The 22,090-nt window shown below is 70.3% G+C and carries 22 protein-coding genes and 2 pseudogenes; 11 read left to right on the forward strand and 13 right to left on the reverse strand.

From position 1 onward, the window contains the following. Positions 1-288 precede the first annotated feature (288 nt). Positions 289-804, forward strand: coding sequence for a hypothetical protein (locus ACFCLZ_RS00500; RefSeq protein ID WP_380282551.1), 516 nt, complete (start codon positions 289-291; stop codon positions 802-804). A 706-nt stretch (positions 805-1,510) separates the two neighbouring features. Here ACFCLZ_RS00500 and ACFCLZ_RS00505 read toward each other — a convergent pair. Beyond that, the gene (locus ACFCLZ_RS00505; RefSeq protein WP_380282552.1) at positions 1,511-1,765 is read right to left on the reverse strand and encodes a hypothetical protein; all 255 of its coding nucleotides are present in this window, start codon (positions 1,763-1,765) and stop codon (positions 1,511-1,513) included. 119 nt (positions 1,766-1,884) lie between these two features. On the opposite strand from ACFCLZ_RS00505, the gene ACFCLZ_RS00510 reads away from it, so the two are divergent. After that, entirely contained in the window at positions 1,885-2,091 is a 207-nt protein-coding gene (locus ACFCLZ_RS00510) for a hypothetical protein (RefSeq protein ID WP_380282553.1), read from the forward strand. A 41-nt stretch (positions 2,092-2,132) separates the two neighbouring features. Here ACFCLZ_RS00510 and ACFCLZ_RS00515 read toward each other — a convergent pair whose 3' ends face one another. Continuing rightward, positions 2,133-2,399: a hypothetical protein gene (locus ACFCLZ_RS00515; RefSeq protein ID WP_380282554.1), complete on the reverse strand. Its 267-nt coding sequence runs from the start codon at positions 2,397-2,399 to the stop codon at positions 2,133-2,135. 181 nt (positions 2,400-2,580) lie between these two features. Here ACFCLZ_RS00515 and ACFCLZ_RS00520 point away from each other — a divergent pair, with 181 nt between their 5' ends. Then, positions 2,581-3,324, forward strand: a complete 744-nt coding sequence (locus ACFCLZ_RS00520) for a hypothetical protein (RefSeq protein ID WP_380282555.1) — start codon at positions 2,581-2,583, stop codon at positions 3,322-3,324. A 106-nt stretch (positions 3,325-3,430) separates the two neighbouring features. Here the strand turns inward: ACFCLZ_RS00520 and ACFCLZ_RS00525 are convergent, their stop codons facing one another. From ACFCLZ_RS00525 to ACFCLZ_RS00555, 7 genes and pseudogenes are all read right to left on the reverse strand, one after another. Beyond that, entirely contained in the window at positions 3,431-4,336 is a 906-nt protein-coding gene (locus tag ACFCLZ_RS00525) for a phosphotransferase family protein (protein WP_380282556.1), read from the reverse strand. Beyond that, the gene (locus ACFCLZ_RS00530) at positions 4,320-4,685 is read right to left on the reverse strand and encodes a hypothetical protein (protein ID WP_380282557.1); all 366 of its coding nucleotides are present in this window, start codon (positions 4,683-4,685) and stop codon (positions 4,320-4,322) included. The genes ACFCLZ_RS00525 and ACFCLZ_RS00530 overlap by 17 nt, the downstream gene beginning before the upstream one ends. A 67-nt stretch (positions 4,686-4,752) precedes the next feature. Further along, positions 4,753-5,088 (reverse strand): hypothetical protein, encoded by a 336-nt coding sequence (locus ACFCLZ_RS00535; RefSeq protein WP_380282558.1) that lies wholly within the window; start codon positions 5,086-5,088, stop codon positions 4,753-4,755. 50 nt (positions 5,089-5,138) lie between these two features. Further along, on the reverse strand, positions 5,139-5,420 hold the full coding sequence (locus tag ACFCLZ_RS00540; RefSeq protein WP_380282559.1) for a hypothetical protein: 282 nt from the start codon (positions 5,418-5,420) through the stop codon (positions 5,139-5,141). A gap of 455 nt (positions 5,421-5,875) precedes the next feature. Further along, entirely contained in the window at positions 5,876-6,364 is a 489-nt protein-coding gene (locus tag ACFCLZ_RS00545; RefSeq protein WP_380282560.1) for a hypothetical protein, read from the reverse strand. A 452-nt stretch (positions 6,365-6,816) separates the two neighbouring features. After that, complete coding sequence (locus ACFCLZ_RS00550) at positions 6,817-7,113, reverse strand: hypothetical protein (protein ID WP_380282561.1); 297 nt, start codon at positions 7,111-7,113, stop codon at positions 6,817-6,819. A gap of 227 nt (positions 7,114-7,340) precedes the next feature. Beyond that, a pseudogene (locus ACFCLZ_RS00555) lies at positions 7,341-7,610 on the reverse strand (ATP-binding protein); the annotation flags it as partial. Positions 7,611-7,880: 270 nt separating this feature from the next. Between ACFCLZ_RS00555 and ACFCLZ_RS00560 the strand changes: the two are divergent. The 7 genes and pseudogenes from ACFCLZ_RS00560 to ACFCLZ_RS00590 all read left to right on the forward strand — a co-directional run bounded on the left by ACFCLZ_RS00560 (position 7,881) and on the right by ACFCLZ_RS00590 (position 12,320). Further along, the gene (locus ACFCLZ_RS00560) at positions 7,881-8,330 is read left to right on the forward strand and encodes a hypothetical protein (RefSeq protein ID WP_380282562.1); all 450 of its coding nucleotides are present in this window, start codon (positions 7,881-7,883) and stop codon (positions 8,328-8,330) included. A 95-nt stretch (positions 8,331-8,425) separates the two neighbouring features. After that, positions 8,426-8,980: a tyrosine-type recombinase/integrase gene (locus ACFCLZ_RS00565; protein ID WP_380286399.1), complete on the forward strand. Its 555-nt coding sequence runs from the start codon at positions 8,426-8,428 to the stop codon at positions 8,978-8,980. Further along, positions 8,977-9,906, forward strand: a complete 930-nt coding sequence (locus tag ACFCLZ_RS00570) for a tyrosine-type recombinase/integrase (RefSeq protein WP_380282563.1) — start codon at positions 8,977-8,979, stop codon at positions 9,904-9,906. Before ACFCLZ_RS00565 ends, ACFCLZ_RS00570 begins: the two co-directional genes overlap by 4 nt. Next, the gene (locus ACFCLZ_RS00575; RefSeq protein WP_380282564.1) at positions 9,903-10,892 is read left to right on the forward strand and encodes a tyrosine-type recombinase/integrase; all 990 of its coding nucleotides are present in this window, start codon (positions 9,903-9,905) and stop codon (positions 10,890-10,892) included. Before ACFCLZ_RS00570 ends, ACFCLZ_RS00575 begins: the two co-directional genes overlap by 4 nt. Positions 10,893-10,954: 62 nt before the next feature. Continuing rightward, positions 10,955-11,341: a hypothetical protein gene (locus ACFCLZ_RS00580; RefSeq protein WP_380282565.1), complete on the forward strand. Its 387-nt coding sequence runs from the start codon at positions 10,955-10,957 to the stop codon at positions 11,339-11,341. Between the two features lie 250 nt (positions 11,342-11,591). After that, positions 11,592-11,852: pseudogene (locus tag ACFCLZ_RS00585) on the forward strand (ATP-binding protein); the annotation flags it as partial. Between the two features lie 66 nt (positions 11,853-11,918). Further along, positions 11,919-12,320, forward strand: a complete 402-nt coding sequence (locus tag ACFCLZ_RS00590) for a hypothetical protein (RefSeq protein ID WP_380282566.1) — start codon at positions 11,919-11,921, stop codon at positions 12,318-12,320. Between the two features lie 600 nt (positions 12,321-12,920). Here the strand turns inward: ACFCLZ_RS00590 and ACFCLZ_RS00595 are convergent. The 3 genes from ACFCLZ_RS00595 to ACFCLZ_RS00605 form a co-directional block, all read right to left on the reverse strand. Continuing rightward, positions 12,921-17,243: a trypsin-like peptidase domain-containing protein gene (locus ACFCLZ_RS00595; RefSeq protein ID WP_380282567.1), complete on the reverse strand. Its 4,323-nt coding sequence runs from the start codon at positions 17,241-17,243 to the stop codon at positions 12,921-12,923. Further along, a complete protein-coding gene (locus ACFCLZ_RS00600) occupies positions 17,240-17,611 on the reverse strand; it encodes a CU044_2847 family protein (protein ID WP_380282568.1) in 372 nt (123 codons plus the stop codon). Before ACFCLZ_RS00600 ends, ACFCLZ_RS00595 begins: the two co-directional genes overlap by 4 nt. Positions 17,612-18,264: 653 nt before the next feature. Continuing rightward, positions 18,265-18,486, reverse strand: coding sequence for a hypothetical protein (locus ACFCLZ_RS00605; RefSeq protein ID WP_380282569.1), 222 nt, complete (start codon positions 18,484-18,486; stop codon positions 18,265-18,267). A 1,927-nt stretch (positions 18,487-20,413) separates the two neighbouring features. On the opposite strand from ACFCLZ_RS00605, the gene ACFCLZ_RS00610 reads away from it, so the two are divergent. Then, positions 20,414-20,962, forward strand: coding sequence for a tetratricopeptide repeat protein (locus ACFCLZ_RS00610; RefSeq protein WP_380282570.1), 549 nt, complete (start codon positions 20,414-20,416; stop codon positions 20,960-20,962). Between the two features lie 299 nt (positions 20,963-21,261). Here the strand turns inward: ACFCLZ_RS00610 and ACFCLZ_RS00615 are convergent, their stop codons facing one another. After that, entirely contained in the window at positions 21,262-22,059 is a 798-nt protein-coding gene (locus ACFCLZ_RS00615) for a hypothetical protein (RefSeq protein ID WP_380282571.1), read from the reverse strand. Between the last annotated feature and the right edge of the window lie 31 nt (positions 22,060-22,090).

Below are 22,090 nucleotides of genomic sequence, written 5' to 3' on the forward strand. Positions count from 1 at the left end.
CGGACGACGTGGCCCACCACCGATTCTGTCGCAACGGTTCGCCCCACCACCATCTCAGAGAGAAGCTCCACCGTGCGTCGTCCCACCCTCACGGCCACCGCCGCGACCACCGTCATCGCCTTGGCCGTGCTCACCGGCTGCGACGACGGCAGCGCCCACCGGTCCGCTCCGTCAGCCGAACCCACCGCTCAGACTGCCCTCGACCCAGCCAACTTCGACCCAGCGGCGGCCGTGGAGAAAGCGAGCAAGGAGCCGTACGCCGTATCGATCCGAGCGACAAGCGAGCCCATGAACATCACCGTCACCGCCCGACAGAACTTCAACACGGGAATACCCACCGGCCGCCAGGAACGCAAGTCCGGCGACACCACCCGGGAGGTCGTCATCACCGCCGACGCCCAGTACCACCGCATCGACGGTCCTGGCGGCAGCTGGAGGAAGATACCGATCCCGATGCCCTCCATCGCCACGGAGTTCGACCTCACCGGCTACGCCCCGGTGCTGCTCTCCCTGGGCCCGGCCGCCCGCAAGGGCATGGAAACCCGCGATGGTGTCCCCGTCCACCACCTCTCCGGCCACCTGGACCTGGACCACCTCGCCAAGGTCTCAGCCCTGGCCCGCTACGACGCCGAGTCCGACGGCGTCACGGGCATCGACCTCGACCAGTGGATCGACGCACAGGGCCGCACCCGCTACGCCGAGAAGCGCATGGTGGTGGACGGAACCCCGGTCGTCCTCACGATGGCCTTCAGCGACTACGGCCCGCCCGAGACCATTGACCCCCCGACCGTCACCATCGTCTGATTGCATCCGGCGAACGGGCCGTGACTTGCAGTGGCTCGGGTCAGATGTCGTCGGTCGCCGATGCTCCGCATGAACTCCCTTCTCCGCCTTGCAAAGGCACGCACCGCAACGCCCACCCCAGCCCGCCCTCCGGGCGGGCTGGGGTGGGTCTTCGGGGACGAGGGCGGCGATCCGCACGGTCGGCGGCCAGGGCGGCGCCGGGGCGTAGGCGTGCACGACGTTGACGGCCGATCGGCCGGCTCCGGGGTCGCCCTCGGTCCGGGGGGAGTACAGCTCGACCTCGACCTCCAGCGCCGGTGGTACGCCGCCGAGGCCACCGGGGCCGCCGACCCGGCCGAGGAGAACCGCTTAGCGCTCGCCGAGGTCGGCGCCGAGCTGTACGCCCACTCGGCACCCGGCCGGACGGGCGCGGGGTGCACGCGGCCGGGTCCCGGGGAGGCAGGGGGGTGCTCCGCGGGCCCGGCCGGTGGGAGGCCAGCAGCGCCGGGGAGGACGAGGCGCGGCTGCTCTGCCCGGCGGCCCGGTGGTGCTGTGGTGGGGCCGCCGTGCCGGGAATGCTAGACCTACGAATCAGCGGTGACCAGGGGTTTGACCTGCGATCTTTCGGCCGCGAACATGCCATCCGAAGCTCGCGGTCCCGGGCGTCCGCACGTGTACCGCAGCGTGCCCCGACCGGCCGGAAGGGCGTTGACCCGGTCATGAACGATCACACGCTGCGCCCCGCCCCTCCCGCGGCCGCGCCCTGGTGGAACCCCGTCGCCCCGGCCGGCCTGGCCTCGACCGCACCCGCCAGGAAGACTGCCATCCCGGGGCTGGCCTCCTTGGCGCAGCGGGCGACGGCGGCGGGCATCGAGGTGGGGATCGCGGGCGGGTTGATGACGGCGTACCTGGCCGCGCTGTCGGCGTTGTCGCCGGCGTTCGCGGCGATGCAGGTGGTCGCGCTGCTGGCCGACGCGGACATCCGGCGAGCGCTGGCGGGCGGGTACTGGGTGGTGGGCGGCGGGTGGTTGCTCGTGCGGTGGGCCGAGCGCAGGCGTACCGGTCAGGGGCTGGGTGGGCGGCTGGTTGGGGATCGTGCTGGTGGACGAGGACACCGGCGCACCGGTGGGACCGGCGCGGGCCGTCGTGCGTGGTGTTCTGCATGTGCTGGACGCTCTGCTGGCGTTCGCCGGGTTCGTTCGCCCGGTGACCCAGGGTCAGCGTCAGACCTGGGCCGACAGCATCAGCCGCAGCGTGGTCGTGCGGATGGACCTGATCGACCGGATCACCCTGCCCGGCCAGCGGTAGCCAGCGGCGGCCCGCCCGCACCGGGGAGGCCGCGGACGCCATCAGCGGTGCGGGCCGATGAGCAGCACGCTGAGCGCCCCGTCGTCCTGGTCGTCGTGCTCGGGGCTGCCGGTCGTGTCCGGGCCCCAGGTCCAGTGGATCCGCCAGGAGTCGGCTCCGGTCTCGACGTAGGAATCGAAGACGCGGCGGTGGGTGCGCGGGCCGGGGTGGCGGGGGTCGGCGACGAGCTGGTCGAGCGCGCGCCGCACCCGGCGCTGCAGGCAGCGCAGGGTGCGGGCGGCGGCGGGGGCGTGGTGGAGCGGCGGCAACGCGGGTCTCCTTTGGTGCGGGCGTGGGAAAGGGCCCGCCCTCGGTGTGTGGGGGCGGGCCCATCGCTCGGAGACGGCGAGGCTGACGCGGCCGTTCAACGAGTCCTGTTGACGCGCCGGAGACCTGACCGGCATCGTTCCAGTCTGCTCGAACACATAATCAATAGAACGGCACCACAGAGTGATCTCGATCTCGCGTACCAAACGAGCAGCCGTCGCAGCCGGCCTCGCCCTGCCCCTTTCCCTCACCACCACGAGCGTGCGGACCGAGGTCACGGCCACGGCGAGCCCCCACGAGCGGCTGGAGTCCATGACCGGGGTGCTCCTCCTGGAAACGGCGCGAGCCGAATTCCGCAAGGCCGCCTCGGTCACGATGACGGGCTTCGCCCTGAAGGACGGGCGCCGTGCCACCTTCACCGTGTCAGCCGATCGCAAGGGCCGCTGCACGGGTACCACGACCGAGGAGGGGCAGGGCCCCAGCCGGATCGTACGCGTCCGGGACGAGACCTTCGTCAGGATGGACCCTCAGGCGTTCGCCCGCGAGTGGGGCGCCGCGACCGCGTCCAGGTTCGACGGCCGCTGGGTCCGTCTGCCCCCGGGCCGGACACTCGACGATGTCGGCGGGTTCTGCGACCTGACAACGGTCCCCGTCGTCGGCACCGCCGACCCGGCCGAACAGGCACTCTCCGGCGGCGGACTGTCGGTGGGCGGGACGAGGAGCGTGAGCTTCCTCGTCATGAGCCCGGACAACCCGCCGTTCATGGGCTACATCGCCACGCAGGGCCCGCCACGTCCCGTACGCGTGGAGACACAGGCCTACGACTTCCAGGTCGACTTCAGCGCCTACGACATGCCCGTTCCGGTGACTGCTCCACCCGCCGACCAAGTCGTCGACCTCGCGGCCCTGGCGGAACCGACCCCGTAGCCGCGTCCCCGGCACGGGGGCCCCGCCGAACCACCGGGCGGACTCCCCCGTCCTCCTGCCCCCAGTGGCAGCCGGACGGTGCCGCAGGCCGACAGCGGCGGCCGTGTCAGGCGGGCGGGAGCAGGAACTCGCGCAGGGACCGCCGTACCTTGTCCAGGGACTCCTCGAGTTCCTCGGGGTCGTCGTGGCGTAAGGACCAGGTGACGCCCCGCAGTTCACGTCGGACTCCGGCGAGCCTGGTCTCCTCGTGCAAGACCCGGTAGTCACAGGAGTTCCGGGCCGCGTAGGCACTCATCATCTCCTCGGCGAAGTCGCGGCCCAGGTACCAGACGCCGCACAGGTCGACCGCCCGCGGGCCGACCCTCGCCTCGTCCCAGTCCAGGACGCCGGACAGCCTCCCGGAGGTGTGCAGGAGGTTGCCGGGCCAGACATCGCCGTGGATCGGCACGACCTCGGCATCGGCGAGCCACCGCCGATAGGCTGTGGCCCACCGTTCGAACACCTGCCGCTCGCGACCGGCCAGCCGGTCCGCGGTGGCCGCGGCTGTCTCGGCATCGAGGGCATCCATCGCCCGTCCGGCCCCGTCCGCCCCGAGGATGCCCAGCAGTGGTTCGTCGCCGCAGTTGTGCAGCGCCGAGACGAAAGCGGCCAGGTCACCGGTGAACGCCTCACGATCCGCGCGAGCGACACCGTCGTCCACGACAGCGCCCGGCAGCCTCCTGAGAAGCACGGCGCCGAAGGGCAGCAGCGGCCCGGTCGGCAGCATTCCGAGCACCTCGGGGACGGCCAGCGGCAGGGGCGGCAGTCGCCGCAGGACCTCGGCAGTGTGCTTGCTTCTGTCCTTGGCCTCGGCAGTGCGCGGCACCCTGATGAGGACGTCGGCGCCGACCCGGAGCACGACGTTCGAGAAGCCCCAGCCGACGATTTCGACGGGATCTCCGCGCCACGGGAACGGCAGGTCCCGCAGGCTTGATGCGACGGCTTCGAGCGTCGTGTCAGGATCGAGGAGCATGAGCGGTCCTTTGCTGTTCAACGGTGTCGGCGCAGGCCGACGGGTCCGGGAAGCTTCCGAGGTACCGGGCGGCGCCACCCACCTGACCGAAGACCCGGCCGCATACCTCGGCATCGGCACCGAACCAGGGCACTGCGGCGTGGACCGTCCCCGGCGCGGGCCGCACCTCGGCGATCTTGTGCCGAAGCGGCGGTGCCGCGGAAGAAGGCACGGACGCGGTCCCTGCGGGGAAGTCTGCGGGAATCGCCCGCCGGGTGAGGCCGCCCGCGACCAGGCAGCGCACCGCGTCCCCCAGCCGTCCCGGAACCGGCAGCGCGTCGCTGACGATCACCCATCCCGCGTCGCTCATGTCGGACGGATGCCTCGGCCGCCCGTGCAGCCGAGTTGCCCACCGTGATCGGTACGACAACGGCTTCTCAGCTCATCGGATCACCGGGCGCCGGGTCCGCCCAGTGGCCCCGGAACCAGTCCGGGGGCTTCGCCAACCCGTCTGCCTCCTCGACGAGTTCGAGCAGGTCGGCGGGCACCATCTCGGTGCCGTCGGAGCGCAGGTGGGCGGGGAGCGGGAGGTGCTCGGCGAGCATGTGGCCGCGGACCTCGTCCGGGTCCTGCCCGTGCCGGGCGCAGAGCGCCTCCGGCGGCGTGAAGTACCGGTCGACGTAGGCGTCGTCGGCACCGGTCATCGGGTGCTCGCCGTTGACGGCGAGGTAGCGCCGGGCGAGCCGTTGCCTGGGTGTGACCGTCGCCGCCATGGGAGCCTCTCCTCCGGTGCCGGTGTGCGGTGTCCCTGTACCGTTCAGGCTCAGCCGGCCTCGGCCGCCTCCGCGCCCTGCGGGACGCTCCGGGGACCGGGGTCGATGCGCACCACCGGAGTGAGCGCGGCGCCAAGGAACACTACTGCCTGCACCACGGCGGCGCACAGGAAGGGCGTGCGCGTCGGCAACGTGCCGGAGACCAGCCAGCCGCCGATCACCGCGCCGAGCGGGATGGTCGCGTAGGCGGCGGCCCGGCTGCCCGACACCACGCGGCCGATCACCTCGGACGGCACCACCTTCTGCCGGGCGGTGAACCAGCTGACGATCACCAGCGAGGTGGCAATTGCCCTCGATACGCCAGGCGATCAGCACGGCCCACCAGGTGGGCACCAGGGCCAGCAGGAACGCGCACAGGTAGATGGCGGCCAACGGCGGGTCGTCGAGCAACGCGAGCGCGGTGACGGCCAGGGTCAGCACGCCCGAGGTGAGGTCGCACAGGATCATCACCCGGCGCCGGTCGAAGCGGTCCGCGATGACGCCGGCGACCAGCCCGATCACGATGTAGGGGATGAACTCGATGGCGTAGGCGAGGGCGGTCGAGGTGGCCGATCAGTCACCGATACGGGAGACCAGGTATGCGGTGCGCAGCCGGATGTCCGCCGGACTCCCGGTGGGACGGTCCTTGGTCAGCTGTTCGGTGGGCAACGGTGCTCTCCCCTGCGCCTTTCAGGATGACTCGACGGAAATGATGGACGTGATCGGTGGAAATTATCGGCCGGAATGGTCACCGGAAAGGATCGACGGAAACGGCCACAGGGAAGGACACGGGGGAAAGGTCCTGCGGGATCGCGTGGCGGAGTGAGCGGAATCGGTGGATCCAGCGGAGCCGGCGGAAATGCGGAAAGGCCCGCGGGTGGGCGTGCCGAAAGCCTGGCAGGGGCCGCCGCTGCGATTTCCCCGCCAGGCCCCGGCTGGTCGGGGACGTCGGCTCAGAAGGGGAGCCCCCGGTCGTCCCGGCCAGCCAGGCGCTGCCGGCGGAGGGCCAGGCGTCGCCGCAGACCGCCCAGTCGGGGTCGCATCGCCAGGACTCGGCCTCGCGCGCCCGCGGATCGTGGAACATCTGCTCCAGCAGGCGGCCCACCGAGACCGAATCGCAGACCCGCGAGGCGAGCCGGACCATCTCGGAGATCATGTGCGCGGCGGCGACCGCCACCAGTCCGTTGAAGGCAGCGGTGTCCTCGCGATCGATGTTGTCGAGGACGTCCAGCACCATCCGGGAGGTCGGGTCGTCCCGGCGCACCCTGCCCGTACCAGCACTCCATGCACCCGCTGACGCCTGGCACCATGGTGTAGTGGATGGCCCGCTGGGTGTCGACGCCGCCGTTGATCAGCGTGGTGGCGGCCCGGACGCAGCCCTCGTAGAGCCAGTGCGCGACGTGCACCTTGGGGCGGTCGACCCACGGCGATCACGATGCAGCGGTCGTGCACCACGGCGTAGACGTCGTCGGCGGACATCAGCTTGGCCTCGACCGCGTCGATCCACACCCCGCTGTTGAGCCGCCGGGCACGCTCGGCGGCGACGTGAACCTTGGTACGGCAGGCTTCGTAGGTGAGAAGTAGAAGCAGTTGTTGCCGGGTTCTGGCAGCAGTCGGTGATCTCGGGGCATGGAAATGTTGATGAGAGATAGCAGCGCTCTGGGTGTGTGGGAGTGATCCCTTGGCGTGTCAGATTTCGATCCGGCGCTTCCACCAAGGCAGGTCGGACGGCGCAAAGGGGTTGTTGAGGGTCCGCCGGAGCACCTGGTCGTCGAGGGGCGCGAGGGCTGCGCGCAGTTCTCGCCGGGCCTTGGTCCGGAGCGCGTGGAGAGCGAATTCCAGCAGTGTGCGAACGTGATAGCCGCCGCTCCGAAGGTCGGTTTCGTCAGGGCCGTAGTAGGGCGTGAGCCCTTGGCGGGAACGTCTGATCGTGCGGCCCCAGCGGCGGAACGCGTGCGCGACCTCGCCAGCCGGGAGCCCGTGCACGCGTTCAAAAGATCCGATTTGCCTGTTTGTTGAGGCTGACAGTCCCCGGATGACGGCAGGTCGACTGTGTCGGACGCGGTTGACACGTCGCGGGAGTTGATCCCTTATCTCGCCTGGTGAGCGGCGAGGCATGAACACTTCCGGTCAGCAAAACGGTAGGTCAGCTGACGATAGACCGTCCCGTCGGCCACGATCAAGAGACCTTATGGGTCCGCCAACCGCCGCGATCAGCTGGCAGCCTGCCGTTCGGCGCGGGCACGGGCACGGGTGGTAGCGAGACGGTAGGAGTCGGTGCCGGTTTCGATGATGTTGCCACCGAAGGTGAGGCGGTCGACGATCGCTGCGCAGAGTCGGGGATCAGTGAAGGTCTTCGTCCAGCCGCCGAACGACTCGTTGGAGGCAATCGCAGCACTGTTCTTCTCCTCCCTCTCGGTCAGAAACTGGAAGAACAGTTCGGCGCCCCTGCGGTCGAGTTCCATGTATCCCAGTTCGTCGATCTATGCCGATATCCGCATAGGTCGACCTGTGCCGAGACCGCGGCTATGCCGAAGATTGCCACGCCGCGCCCTCGTTCGTGTGAATCCGGGCCTTCGGATCTCTGCATAGTGCCGGGGGTGGGCAGCACCTGACCGCGAGGCAGGGCGCCTTGCGGGAAGGGGGTTCTGATGGCGGGGACACGCAGGAAGGCCGGTGCTCTCGCACCGCATGTCGAGGGCTACAGGTCCTGGCTGACGGCTCGGGGATACACCACGTTGGCCACGCGAAACATGCTCAAGGATCTGGGCCAGGTCGGGGTGTGGCTGTCCAGGCTGGGACTTGAGATCGGCGAGCTCGGCGAGGAGACCGTGAAGCGGTTCCTGAACGACCAGCGGCATGCAGGCCACCGGCGGCTTCCGGGACCGCGCGGGATGCGGCCCCTGCTCGCATATCTGCGCGAGGCCGGGCTTGTCCCGCCGCCCAGGGCCGAAGTGTCGCCCTTGGATGTCGTGTTGGAGGAGTTCCGCGACTGGATGACCGGCGAGCGTGGGCTGTCGCCGACCACCGTCCTGCGTTACGCGAACACCGCCCACCGCTTCCTGGCCGAGCAGGCCATGCCAGGCGGGGTGTTCTCCCCAGCCGGGTTGAGCGGCGCGGACCTCAACGCGTTCCTACTGCGGGAGGCGCGCGGGTCTCGGCCAGCTCGGCCAAGGGGAAGGTCGCCGAACTGCGTTCGCTGATGCGGTTCCTGCACCTGCGGGGGCTGATCCCGATGAAGCTCGGTGCGTCCGTGCCGCCGGTCGGAGGCTGGCGCCTGGCAGCGGTCCCGCCGACGATGTCCGCGGCCGATGTCCAACGGCTCCTGGACTGTTGTCCGCGCGTGGGCGGTGTCGGCGTGCGTGACTACGCCATCCTGACGCTGCTGGCCCGTCTGGGTCTGCGCTCGGTCGAGGTATCGCGGCTGCGACTGGAGGACGTGGACTGGCGCTCGGGGGCGATCGCGATCCGCAGCAAGGGGCGGCGGGAGGGCCGACTGCCCCTGCCGGTGGACGTCGGCGAGGCCCTGGTCGCCTACCTGTCCGAAGCCCGTCCCCAGGTCAGCACCCGTCGCCTGTTCGTCACGGAGCGGGCACCGCGCGGACCGATCCGCGCCGACCTGGTGGGCGACGTGGTGGAACGGGCCTGCAAGCGGGCCGGGCTGCCGACCGTCGGCCCGCACCGGCTCCGGCACGCCCTGGCCGGGGAGATGCTGCGGCAGGGCTCCGGGCTGACGGCGATCAGCCAGGTCCTGCGCCACCAGGACCTGGCCACGACCGCGCTCTACGCGAAGGTCGACTTCACCGCACTCCGCGCGGTCGCCCGCCCCTGGCCCGGGACGGAGGCGGCATGACCGGACTGCGTCACGCACTTGACGACTACCTGCGGCTCCGCCGGTCGCTGGGGCACAAGCTGGCCGAGGCGGCTTGGCTGCTGCCGGACTTCGTCGCCTTCCTGGATGAACGCGGGCAGTCCACGGTGACCGTCGCCGCCGCGCTGGCCTGGCTCCGGGCGCGGGAAGGCGAGGTGGTGACGACCGTGAGCGCGCGGCGGATCACCGCGGTCCGCGGCTTCGCCCGCTATCTCAGTGGCATCGACCCGGCAACCGAGATCCCGCCGCTGGGCCTGCTGCCGCACCGGCAGCGCTGGCGGCAGCCGTTCATCTACTCCGACGCCGACGTCACCGCAGTGATGGGGCAGGCCGACAGGCTCGGCCCGCCCTTGCGAGCGGCCACGTACCGCACCCTGGTCGGGTTGCTCGCCGCCACCGGTATGAGGGTCGGAGAGGCCATCAAGCTCGACCACGACGACATCGACTGGACCGAAGGCGTGCTGCGGATCCGGGAGACCAAGTTCGGCAAATCCCGACTCGTTCCCCTGGACGCCAGCGGCGTCGACGCGCTCCGCCGCTACGACGCCCTCCGCGACCAGGACGCGCCGCGTCCCGCGGACCCGTCGTTCTTCGTCTCGCGCACCCGGAAGCGTCTGATCTGCGCCGTCGTCGCCCCCACGTTCCGACAGATGGTGACCGGTGCCGGCGTCGGGACCAACGCCCCCAAACCGCCCCGGCTGCACGACCCCCGCCACACCTTCGCCGTCGGCACCCTGCTGGCCTGGTATCGCAACGGCGCCGACGTCCAAGCGAGGATCCCGTCCCTTTCCACCTACCTCGGGCATCGGGAGCCGTCCTCGACCTACTGGTACATGTCAGCGGCCCCGGAACTGCTGGCCCTGGCGGCGAACCGCCGCGAAGGCATCGGAAAGGAGGCACGGCCGTGACCTCGATTGCCCCCACCCTCCAGTCGTTCTTCACCGACCGGCTGGTCCGCCAGCGTCAGGCGAGCCCGCGCACCGTCGCCGCCTACCGCGACGCGCTCCGCCTCCTCCTCGGGTTCGTCCACCAGCGCACGGGCACCGCCCCGGAGAGACTGGACTGGACCGACCTGGACGCCGACGCTGCCTCCGCCTTCCTCAACTACCTGGAGGACAAACGCGGCAACAGCGCCCGCACCCGCAACGTCCGGCTGACCGCGATCCGCTCCCTTTTCTCCTACGCCGCCCTGCAGCACCCCGAATACGCCCTCCTGATCCAGCGCGTCCTGGACATCCCGCCCAAACGCTACGACAAGAGGAACGTGACCTTCCTGACGGCCGCAGAAGTCGACGCCTTGCTCGCAGCACGGAACCTGCGGCGCTGGGAGGGACGACGGGACAAAGCAATGCTGGCCCTGGCCGTCCAGACCGGCTTGCGCGTGTCCGAACTCACCAGCCTGGACTGCGACGACGTCACGCTCGGCGAGGGCGCGTCCGTCCGCTGCGAGGGCAAGGGCCGCAAGCACCGCGCCGTCCCCCTGGACCGCACCGTTCAGGACCTGCTGCGGGCCTGGCTGGGTGAACGCTCGGGCAAGCGGGGCGAACCGCTGTTCTGCACCCGGACCGGACGGCGCCTCACCCGCGACGCCGTCGCCCAGCGCCTGGCCATCCATGTCCAGGCTGCCGCCGAAGCCTGCCTGACCCTCTTCGACAAGCGCGTCCACCCCCACGTCCTACGCCACAGTTGCGCAATGTCCCTGCTCCAGGCCGGTGTCGACACCACAGTGATCGCGCACTGGCTCGGCCACGCCGGCGTCCGCTCCACCGACGCCTACGTCCACGCCGACATGACCATCAAGGAGAAGGCACTCTCCCTGACCGCACCAGTCACCGCCCGCCCCGGCCGCTACCAGCCCACCGACAAGGTCCTCGCGCTCCTCGACCGCCTGTGATCGTGAGCCGAGCTGGCAGTGACAGTCCGCTTCGACAGCCTGCGGCGGTAGCTGATGATTCGTTGAAGTTCCTGATCGATGCCGGTCACGGGCAGTTCTATGTCCAAGATCTTGAGCCCTATGACGCGTGGATGGCTGAACACGCAACGGACCCGAACCTCCCGCCAGTCGGCTGGACCGAGGAATCAGTCCACATTCACCGCATCGGGGTGGAACCGCACTCGATCTCCGTCGGCACCGCGCGGGACGACATGGTCGAATCGCTGATTTCCGTCCACGCGTTCGCGCCCATGGTCGAGCCAACGGCTGAGCACATCGTGGAGGTGGACCTGGCTGCCTCGACTGGCCAACTCACCGTCTCCAGCCCAGGGAGTCCACCCGGAGGACGGGCCAAGCATGACCGTCCCCGCAGGGCTGTTGCGAGCCCGGGTCTCTTACATCCCCTCTGACCCACCGCCTGTCGACACCAACGGCGGCCCCGGCGATCACTTTCTCTACCAGATCGACCTCTGGCCCACCGATCAGCCGCGCGCGCTCGCCGTCCTCAAGCAGGGACCGAACCCCTGGGCCGGATAGCCCCCGCCGTCGGCTATGCCGAGCAGAACAGCCGTCAACGCTGCCCGCGATCATGCTCGCCCACATCCTTCTCGGCATAGTCGCGGTCTCGGCATAGGTCGATCTATGCCGATATCCGCATAGGTCGACGACATCGGCATGCTGCCCTGCGGCCAGACCGCTGCCGAGGCGTTCTACCGGGTGATCGACGCCGCCTACGAACGCCGCTCGGTGATCGTGACCTCGAATCTGCACCCCTCGGGATTCGATTCGATCATGCCCAAGACGCTCGCCACCGCCGCGGTCGACCGGCTCTTGCACCACGCCCACATCATCCTGACCGAGGGCTCCAGCCACCGCCTCACCCAGGCCGCCACCGGCAGGGGCGTCATCCCGCTGGCCTGAGGGCCGCACTGTCATCGGTCAGCGCTATCGTCAGCGGCGCATCAGCACCACATCGCTGGAGACCTCATGAGCTGGGACCTGCTTCTGCTGCCCGTCCCCGCCGGGTTCGATTCGGTCGACGACTTCCCGGACGACCTCGCCACCCCGCCGCTCGGATCCCACGAGCAGGTCACGGCCGCTCTACTGGACCAGCTCCCCGGCATCGACTTCTCCGATCCGACCTGGGGACGCCTCGCCGGCCCGGCCTGGTCCATTGAGCTAAGCCTCGGTTCCGAGACCCCTGTCGACTCGATCATGCTCCATGTCCGTGGCGCTGGCGACGACGTCCTCGGAGCCGTGTTCGCGATCGCTGGAGCAGTCGGCTGCCGAGTCATCGACATCTCCGAAGGCGATTTCCTCGCCCCGGACGACCCGAACGGCTGGCACTCGTTCCAGGACTACCGCGACCGCGTCATACGCGACAGCTGACCACGGCCCCACGCGCTGGCGAGCACTCACCCGAACAAGTGACTACTTGTCACACCGGACAGGGAGATCAGCTGTCCGCCGGCAGGGACCTGGAACGTCCACCCAGAAGGATCTCGGCGAGTCCGTTGACACGGGTCCGCTCACCAGTTATGTCCGCTGTCACCAGAGGCCTGCCTGCGACAGAGCAGCGCGCCCTGCCGACGCGCTCGGCGACCCGGGACGAGACCTGAAGAGGCCCCCGCGACCGGGTCACCCGGCGGCGGGGGCCTCTGCGTGCAGGGCGCCAACGAGGCCCTGCCCCCATCGACACGGACCCGAGCCATACCCGGCCCGGGCACCCCGCCAGCCGGACTGCACCCGGCTGTGGCGGACCCGCGGCTCGAGGCCGAGAAGAGGCCGGCCATCACCGAGCCGCCTGCCGACCCGTCGGCGCGGCCCGCCTCGAGGACCTGGTCGAGCACGGCCCCGCCGCCCCGATCCGGCACCCGCTCAGCACCGAAGGCCGGTGCCCGTGCGGCTGGACGAATCGGCCGACGGGCAGGTGGTGTTCGAGGTTCCGTGCGCCTGGTACCACTCGGTCCTCCGGTTGTTCGTTCCCCCCTATCGCTCGGTGCACAGTGGCTGCTCTTCTAGGCGTGCCGGAAGGCTGGCCCGCTCGTCTTCTGTGAACTGCCGGTAGCCGATGATCTTGCACAGCTCGCGCCGCCATGTCCGCGGGTCCAGTGCAAGGGCGCCACCGGAACCTGACGGGCCGACGTAGAGCACCTTGCTGCCATCCAGTGAGAAGTCAACGAACAAGTACGAACGGTTCGAGCTGCTGCCGGGCGCTTCGCCGAACTCGTACGAGTTCTCAGGGGCACGATCCCCGACGCGATAAGTCCGTACAGCGTTGTTGGCCGCGATCAGGAAGCGGCCGTCCCGGTCGATGAACCGCGCGACGAAAGAGGTGTTCGTGTCCTCGGCGATGGCGCGCAGCGGGCCAAGTGTCTTGCGGAGCGGGTCACGTTGCCAGAGCTCGACGAGCCCTCCGCGGCGAAGTAGTGAGAAGTAGCGGTCACTGCTGTCGAACTGCACGGCGAGGGCGTCCTCGGCGGTCCGTATGGTCTGCGTGACGGCGCCCGTGGTGATGTCAATGATGCGGATTTCAGGGTCACCCCACGTGATCGCATACACTTTATTCGGGGCCGGGTACGAACCTACAGAGAGATGTGTCCGGCCTGCGGTGGCGTCTCTGGGCTGCAAGGCTTTCGCATCGAAGTGTGCGAGTTCTCGGCCGGTGCGCGGGTCCCATTGCTGCACTACGGTCCCTGACACGGTGAGGACATTTCCGGCGAAATCGAAAAAGTATTGGAATTCCCACTTACTGGCGTCCCCGGTCGGTGCGGGCTCCAGGATCGACGGGGCATCCATGGTCCGGGGAGGAGGTACGGCAGCGGTGATGACGGCCACCTCCCGTAGGGTGGACGCCTCGCGGACAGCGATCACGTTCTGCCCCTCCTGGCTGGCGAGCAGGCTCCCCTCGTGGTTGAGCTTCAGCCCGCCGGAGAGTCCTGGTACCCAGTAGGGCTCTCGGCGCTGGGCCTCTGCGAGAAGAGCGGGGCTGCCGGTGGTGGGCCGCAACTGGATGGCGGATCCGTCGGCAAGAACACTGATCGTGCGGCTTCCGTCGTTGGTGAGCCGCCGGTCGCCGGCTGAGGGTGCGGCCTCCCCGGGCTGAAGTTCGGTGTAGGTGATCAGGGAGTCCTCCCAGGTGATCTCGAAGACCTTTCCCCCTGCGGACACCAAGTGACCCGATGCGATGGCGTCCGACGGCGACAGTGTGCGGGAGAGCACTGTGCCATGAAGAAGGTCCACCACAGTCAGCTTGTCGAGGAGCCGGAGCCCCATCAGGCTGCCCGTCGCGTTGACCGAACCGACGTCGCACCCGGCCCACTGGTCCGGCTTGAAGTCCTTGTCCTGCTCGCTGTACGGCTCCCCCAGCTGAGCGCCGTCGGAGATCCGGATGAGGCTCACGGCTGTCCTGTTGGCCGCCAGCCGGCGGCACACCACCGCTGCCGTCCGGTCACCGGAGAGCATGATCTGGGGCACGTCGGTCGCACTGGCCACGACGGAACGTGTGGCACCGGTCGTCGGGTCGTAGACGTACAGGCCTTTCGGGTTTTCGGCGTCCCCCCATCCGGAGCGTCTCAGCAGCAGAGTCCGGTTGTCCGGGCTGATCCACAGTTCGATCTCTTCTTTGTCGTGCTCCTCGGGTGTGGGTGTCGAACGCGCGATGGTGTCGCTGTTCAGGTCCCACCAGATCAGGTGGTCCAGCACCCTGGAGACGATCAGGGTCCCGTCCAGGGACATGGTGGGGCTCATGTCCTTGTTCGCGTCGACGGCCGCTCCGGGTGCTTCGGGCAGCCGGTGCAGTTCGCCCATGGGCTGGTCGCTGTCGGCATTCACTGGGAACCAGGCGGCTCTGCCGTTCTCCTCGACGTAGCCGGCTCGCTTGCCGTCCGCCGAGACCAGCGGGAACTTCACCCCGCTGACGGAGGGCACCTGCGTGATCCGGATGTCCCCGGTGACGGCGTGCACGAAGAGCGTCACTCGGCCGCTCTTCGAGGCGGCCAGTATGACGTTGCCGTCGAGGCTCGTCTGGATGTTCCTGACTGTTCCCAGCATTCCGGAGATCATCCGGTTCTTGTTCGAGTGCATCAGGTAGGTCCGCAGCAGTTGGTTGCGGGCTTCCTGTGTCGGTGAGGTCTGATAGGCCGCCAAGGCGAGCATCACCGAGCGGACAGGGTCGGTGGATGCCTCGTCCTGCGAGGCCTGGGTGAGGGCGCGGGAGGTGGCCAGTGCCTCTCGCTCCTGGCTCTGCTGGCGCACGACCGCGAACAGCGTTGCGAGCGTCACGGCCGCCACCACGACAACGGCAATGCCGGACCGGAGTGTCCGCGCCCTGCGGGCCCGGGAACGGCGGTATGCCCGGCCGCGCTCCAGGTAGCCGTGTTCCGCCGCCGTCAGGTCGACGGCGCGCTCGGTCACCCACGCCTGGGCGCCTTCGAGTGTCACTGTCGTCGGCAGGAGCTCGGGGGAGCGCTGTGCCCGCTCCCAGCGGTCGATGTCGTGACGTAGCGACTCCCGCCATTCCAGGAAGGAACGGTCCTCGCCCACCCACGCCGTCAGCTTGTCCCAGCCTCTGATCAGGGCCTCGTGCGCGAGCTCCACTGTCTCGACGCCCTCGGCGCTGCGTCCGGTCACCAGCAGCCGGGTGACGGCGAGTTGCTGGGCGACGCGCCACTCGTGCTCGCCCAGTTCGGCTCGCATTGCCATCCGGCGCGTCGCGGCCGGTGAGCCCGTCGGGACCCGGACGAGCTGGGTGAACAGCCGTCGCGCCGACAACTCGTCCTTCTCCGGGACGTGCTCGTTCCAGGTCTGGTCGGCATGGGCGCTCAGCGCGCCGGTGACTCCGCCGAGGTTCTGGTAGGCCTCGTGGGTCAGCAGGCCGCCGCTCTGTTCCTGCCACAGCAGGTCGAGGGTGAAGCCCAGCAACGGCAGGGCGCCCGGCTCGGTGCCGGTGTCCTCCAGGATGCGGTCCACGAGGGCGGCCTCGTAGCGTATGCCGGGGACTGCCTCGACGGGTGCGGTCACCACCTCACGCAGCCGCTCGGGGCTCAGTGGCCCGAGGGCGTGGAGGCGCCGGCTGAGGGCGGGCCCGAGGCGGGGATGGGCCAGTGCGGTCTCCAGGAAGTCGGCGCGCAACGTGGTCAGGACCCGGACCGCACAGGGGAGGTCGGCAGCGAACAGGACGGCTGCCAGCTCGTCGACGGCTTCGGGGGCGAGCGCGAGCAGTTCCTCGAACTGGTCGACCACCACCAGCAGCTGGCGGCCGTTCCGCAGTTCCAGCAGTCGGGGAACGATGTCGGCGAGCCCGCCCCGTCTCAGGACCTCGGTCAGCCCGGAGAGCCGCACCAGGCGTTGCGTCTCCGACAGTTCGGGTTCCAGCAAGGGCAGCAGTGCGGCCGCGAGGACAGTCAGCGGACTGCTCCCCGAGGTCGGGCGCACGATGACCGCCAGAGCACCCGCCGCCCGCGTACGGGGCACCACTCCTGCCAAGGCCAGCGACGACTTCCCGGACCCGGAGGCCCCCACAAGGGTGACCCACTGCTCGCCGATCAGCGCCTGAGCAAGTTCGTCACTCTCGGCCTGCCGGCCGAAGAAGAACTGGGCATCGGACTCCTGGAATGCCGACAAGCTGCGGAACGGCGACGGCGCCAGCACCAAGCCACGCAGCCTGGGCACGGAATCCATCAGGCCAACAGTCGGGATCAGATAACTGGCCGACAGCTTCCCGGACTCGGCGACGGCCACCATGCCGACCACCCCGCCCAGGCTCTCGTCCCACACCGGGGTACCGCTGAAGCCCCTGGAGACCGGATAGCCGCTTCCCTTCAGGTCGACCTGCAGCAAGCCCTCGCTCTGCCCCGCTCGCAGGACACCGGAGTGCCACACCCCTCCCGGACGTCCGGCCGGGAAGCCGAACGCCCGCACCGGGTGATCCCACACCTCCCCGGCCTCGATCAGCCGGATGGGGACTGCGCCGGACAGCGGGTCATCCAGCCGCAGCACCGCCACATCCCCGCCACCGGGCTCCTGCGGTGGCAGCCAGTCCTCGACACTCGCGCTCACGCCCGTACTGCCCTGCCCTGTCGCGGACAGCAGCGGCAGGTCGACCTGAAGCCGGGCCGAGGCCAGCGGCTCCTGCTCCTGCGGTGTGCCCAGGGCTGCGGACACCACGTGCGCACACGTCAAGGCCAGCTCAGGGGAGATGAGAAATCCCAGGCCCACGGCCTCTCCCCGCGTGTCGCGGATCCGCAACACCGCCGTGTTCAGGGCCTTCGGGCCAATACCGCCGGATGCGTACGACCCCGACGGGGTCACTGCACCGGCTCCGCAAGGGCGCCAGTCCCGTCGGACGGGGGCCGGTGCCAGGTGAGCGAGATCTTGAAGTTGGCCTGGGCCGCCGTGCTGGAAATGATCACATCGGCCTCAGCGGACAACGACAGCCCGAACTCAAGGTTCAGTTCGTCAGGTCCGCGGACCATGCCACGGAAACCGTCGACGAAACTCTGCGCGACCGGCCGAATCCCTGCCACCATCTCCCCCAGAGACCGCGAGGCACGCACCATCACCTGCCCCGGCCGCGCCACCATGACCAGGCCGTCCTCCCCAATCGGCGCGATCTCGACCCTCACCACATCCTGCGCTCCGCCATCCACATCGAGCGGCAGCTCCACCTGATACGCCATCTCTCCCCCTCAGGATTCCCTGGCCCCACCAACGGATTCCGCGTCAGGGCTCCCGCGAGCTTCGCCGAACGCGGACCAACCAGCCACCAGACGGAGCGAACATACAACACCACGGTCAGTGACGAATACAGAACAGGGAAGACCCTCGGCCACCCAAGGCAGAGCTGCGCCACGCCCGGTCCCGGCCGCCCACCGACCGACCCGGCGGGGGACGCGGCAACGGTCCGTCGGTGGCGGTGTCGGGTCAGGTGGCCCGGGCAAGGGCGTCCGCAACGGCCGGGTAGAGGTGGAGCCCGGCCGGGACCGTCACGCGCCTGCGGGCGACCGCATCGCCGACGGTCAGGTGCTCGGGCAACGCTGTCCTCTCCTGGTCAGAGCGGGTTCGTGCCAGGTGGTGCGCACGACCGCGCCGCCAGGGGTCAGGTGCTCGCTGGACCAGGTCCTGCGGAAGCCGGCGGTCGAACGCGACCTCACCGGGGCCGGCAGCCCCGCAGCGCAGGCAGGAACAGTGAGCGTGGCCGGGCGGCGCCGACGATGGCGCCTGGTGAAGGGTGCCGTCATGCCGAAGGCTCTGCCCACTCCACCCCACCCCGCAGCCGAACCCGGCCACCACCCGAACGGGTATCACTGCGGTGAGCGGCGGTGCGGGCTCGTCAGGCCGGGGGCCAGTAGGCGGCGAGCCGACCCGCGAGGTCTGCGGTGACATCGCCGTCCTCCAGGGCCACGGCGATCGGGGCGGGCAGCGGGCCCTCGGACGGCGCGGTGTCCTCGGCACCTGACGTCGGCAGCAGGGCGCCACCGTTGAACCGCTGCCGGACGGCGGCGGCGACGCGGCTGTGGTTGGCAGCACACAGTCGTCGGCGAAGATCTCCCAAGGGTGGTCGTAGCGGCCGCGCCCGTCGTAGTCACCGGCGACCCAGCCGGTGGTCTGCCGCCAGGCGGGCGCGGCCCTGCCGTCCTCGTCCTCGTGTCTGCCGTCGTCGCCCTGGTCGACAAAATCCTCCAGCCGCATCATTCGGCATCCCCCTGTACCTCGACCACGGCGACGGCCGCGACACCCACCCCGGGCTGGGGTGCCGGGGAGCCGTAGGGCGGTGGTTCCTGGTGTTCGCCCGCGCGGGCGGGTCGGCGGGTGGGACAATTCCGGCCACAGGGGGTCTTTCCTACGGGAGTTGGTGAAGAGCGGGGCGGGCGCGGGTGCGTCGACGAGCGTGGTGGGCTGCGGCAAGGCCGTGCGTGGAAGCCGGGACAGCGGCCCCGGCGCGGGCGCAGGCCGCGCGCCAGCACATGAGAGCGGTTGGGAGCCTGCTCCGCGCTGCGAGCCGGCTCCGGGGCCGGCCATGACCCCGTCTGCCGACCCGTCCCGGCGCAGCAGGCCCACCAGGGACGACAACCGCGCCGACACGGGCGGAAGTGTCACTGGGCCCGGCGAGGCCGGAGCGGGCGCTGCCCGTTCCGGTACCGGCGCGACGGGGTAGGGCGACCACACTGGAATCTCGAACCGGGTCGACCACAGCACCGTCCACGGGGACGTATTCCAGGTCGGCCGGGACCTCACCATCAACAACGTCGCACCCGCCGCCGAGGTCCGGTGGCCCGTGCTCGTCGGCCAGGTCCCCAACCTCGCCGGGCACTTCCAGCACCGCCCCGAGACCGAGCCCTGCGGGCCGCGCTCGAAAGCGGCGGGAGGACCGCGGTCCTCGGACAGGTCGTCACCGGCACCGGCGGTGTCGGCAAGACCCAGCTCGCCGCCCACTACACCCACCAGGTCTGGCAGGCATCCCGCACCGCCGCCGGGACGCTTCCGGGGCTCCCCGCGCCCGGACCCGCGAGGCCGAGCGGGCCGCACCCGGCCACAGGTACGGACGGAGCCGGCCCCGGCAGGGCTACCACAGCACCGCCGACCGAGACAGAGACGATGGCGGTGGACCTGGTGGTGTGGGTGAACGCCACCAATCCGCAGGCCGTCACCGCCGCCTACGCCGCCGCCCGCGCCGCCGCACCCGGTCTCCACACCACCGACGCCGACGAAGCCGCGCGCGGCTTCCTCACGTGGCTGTACTCCTCGGGCCGGCGATGGCTCGTCATCCTCGACAACGCCCCCGACCCCGCCGCCCTCACCGGCCTGTGGCCACCGGAAGTACCCGCGGGACGGACCGTGGTCACCACCCGCAGCCGCCACCGCGCCTGGACCACCGACGCCAGCACCCTCCTGCCCATCGACACCTACACCCCGCACAATCCCTCGCCTACCTCCGGGCGGCCCTCGGCCACCCGACCGCGCCCACCTGCGCGACGGAGACCACAACGAGCAACTCGCCGCCCTCGCCGACGACCTCGGACACCTGCCCATCGCGCTCGCGCAGGCCGCCGCCTACCTCACCGACACTGCCCGCACCATCCCCCGCTACCGCGAACTCCTCACCAATCGGGCACGGCACCTCGAGCAGGACCTTCCCGACCACACCGGCTTGCCCGACCAGCAGCAGCGCACCGTCGCCGCCCTCTGGGACATCTCCCTCGAACAGACCAGCCGAAGCCGGCCCGAAGGCCTCGCCCGCCCCTGCTCGAACTCACCACCGTCCTCAACCCTGACCAGATCCCCGACACCGTCCCACCCTGGCCGCCCGCACCTACCTCGCTTGGACCGGAAGGGCGAGGGCCGCCGGGCCCGAGGCCCGCCGCCGGTGGCTGCCACGGCGAGCACGGACGAAAGCGGGCGAGGCCGCCCCGGTCGACGAGGACGACGCGCGGCAGGCCCTGCGCGTCCTGCACCGCCTCAACCTCCTCGACCACACCCCCATGGCCGACACCTCCTCCGGCCGGGAAGACCTCTCAAGCAGCGGCCGGGACAATGCCGGCCCCGGAGCCGTGCGCGTCCACCGCCTCGTCCAGCGCGCCGTGCGCGACAGCGCCCCAGCCCGCGAACGCCGCACCATGCTCCTGCTCGCCGCCGCCTACGCCCTCTTCCACGCCTGGCCAAAGGAAGACCACCACGACCGGGAACTCGCCGCCATCCTTCGCGCCAACACCGATACCCTCACCGCCCTAGGCAGCGACGTCTTCTGGATCTCCGACCGCGCCCACCCGCTCCTCTTCCGCGCCGGCGCCAGCCTCCTGAAGGCCGGGCTCTATGCCACCGCCGTCACCCGCTGGCAGCACCTCACCGCCACCGCCGAACGCGTCCTCGGGCCCCACCACCCCGACACCCTCACCGCCCGCACCGGCCTCGCCTCCTCCTACCAGGATGCCGGACGCACCGACGAAGCCATCCTGATCCTGGAACAGGTGGTCGCCGAAGCAAACACATCCTCGGACCCCACCACCCCGACACCCGGGCGTCTGCCGTGACGCTCCGCGGGTGGCGCACCCACTGACCGCCGAACTGCGCCGGCACCCGAAACTCGCCGGTGACCGGCCGCCCGGGCGGGCAAACTCACCGGCCCGGGAACGAAGCTCACCGCCCTGCCGACCAAACTCACCACCGCAGGTCAGCGGGGTGGCAAAACTCCCCAGCGCAGGTCAGCAACCTGACGTGGCGCAACGGCGAGGGCGGGTCAGGGCGGCGCCACCAGAAGCGGGTGCGCTTCGCCTCGGCGGCCGCGGCTCGGCTGTGGTCTGCTCGCGCGTGGATGGGGTGCGGCGCGTCATCAGGGCTCCCGGGGGAGTCGTACTGCCTCGATCTCGGGGTCGTTCAGCAGCGCTTCGACGAGGGTAGGCGGCCCGGCGACCTTGGTGCCCCACAGGTCGTAGTCGGTGCACAGGACCCACGAGCGGTCCTGTGCCCAGAGGTTGGACGGGCTGAAGTCTGCCACGGGATTGTCGTAGAGGATCGCGGCGTCGCCGAGGCGGCCGGCCTGCACATGAAGGTTGTTGAAGTCGATGTCCGTGAGCATCAGCGGGTTGTAGTAGGCCAGGCAGGGAGTGTCCGCGCCTGCGGGGCTGTGCTCGGTGAGGACGGCGATCAGCCGGTCCCAGGTCTCACGGTCCAGGCTCCCCTCGGTGGGCGGGACGATACCGAGCGGCCAGCTCCCTTCCTTCGTGGCCGAAGGAAGGGAGTGGTAGGAGGGCCGCTGGCCGTCGGGTACGACGGGATCGGCGGTGCGACGGGCGAGTTCCGCCCAGCGCAGCCGGCGCCAGCCGGGGCCGGGGGGCTCGGCACGGCCCAGCCCGCCCCCGGTGGCGACGCCCACCTCGAGGTCGATGCCCGCCAGGGTGGCGGGCTGGACACTCCCGTCCGCCAGGGCCGCCTGTCGGTACTCGTGGTACGACACCTCGGCCGACCCCTGCTCGTGTTCGTACATGGCGTTGAGCACCCAGACGGCGTCGGGCAACGCGGGAGGCATGAACCCCGTCACGCCATCGCCGCACAGCTCCAGCAACCAGTCGGTTGCATCAGACGGCGCGGACGGCCACAGGCCTGACAGCAGGTTCGGTTCCTTGGACATGCGTTCATGATCCCAGTGCCGACCACGGCCC

Origin of the sequence: Kitasatospora purpeofusca (assembly GCF_042691725.1) — a bacterium.
GTDB classification, from domain to species: Bacteria; Actinomycetota; Actinomycetes; order Streptomycetales; family Streptomycetaceae; genus Kitasatospora; species Kitasatospora purpeofusca_B.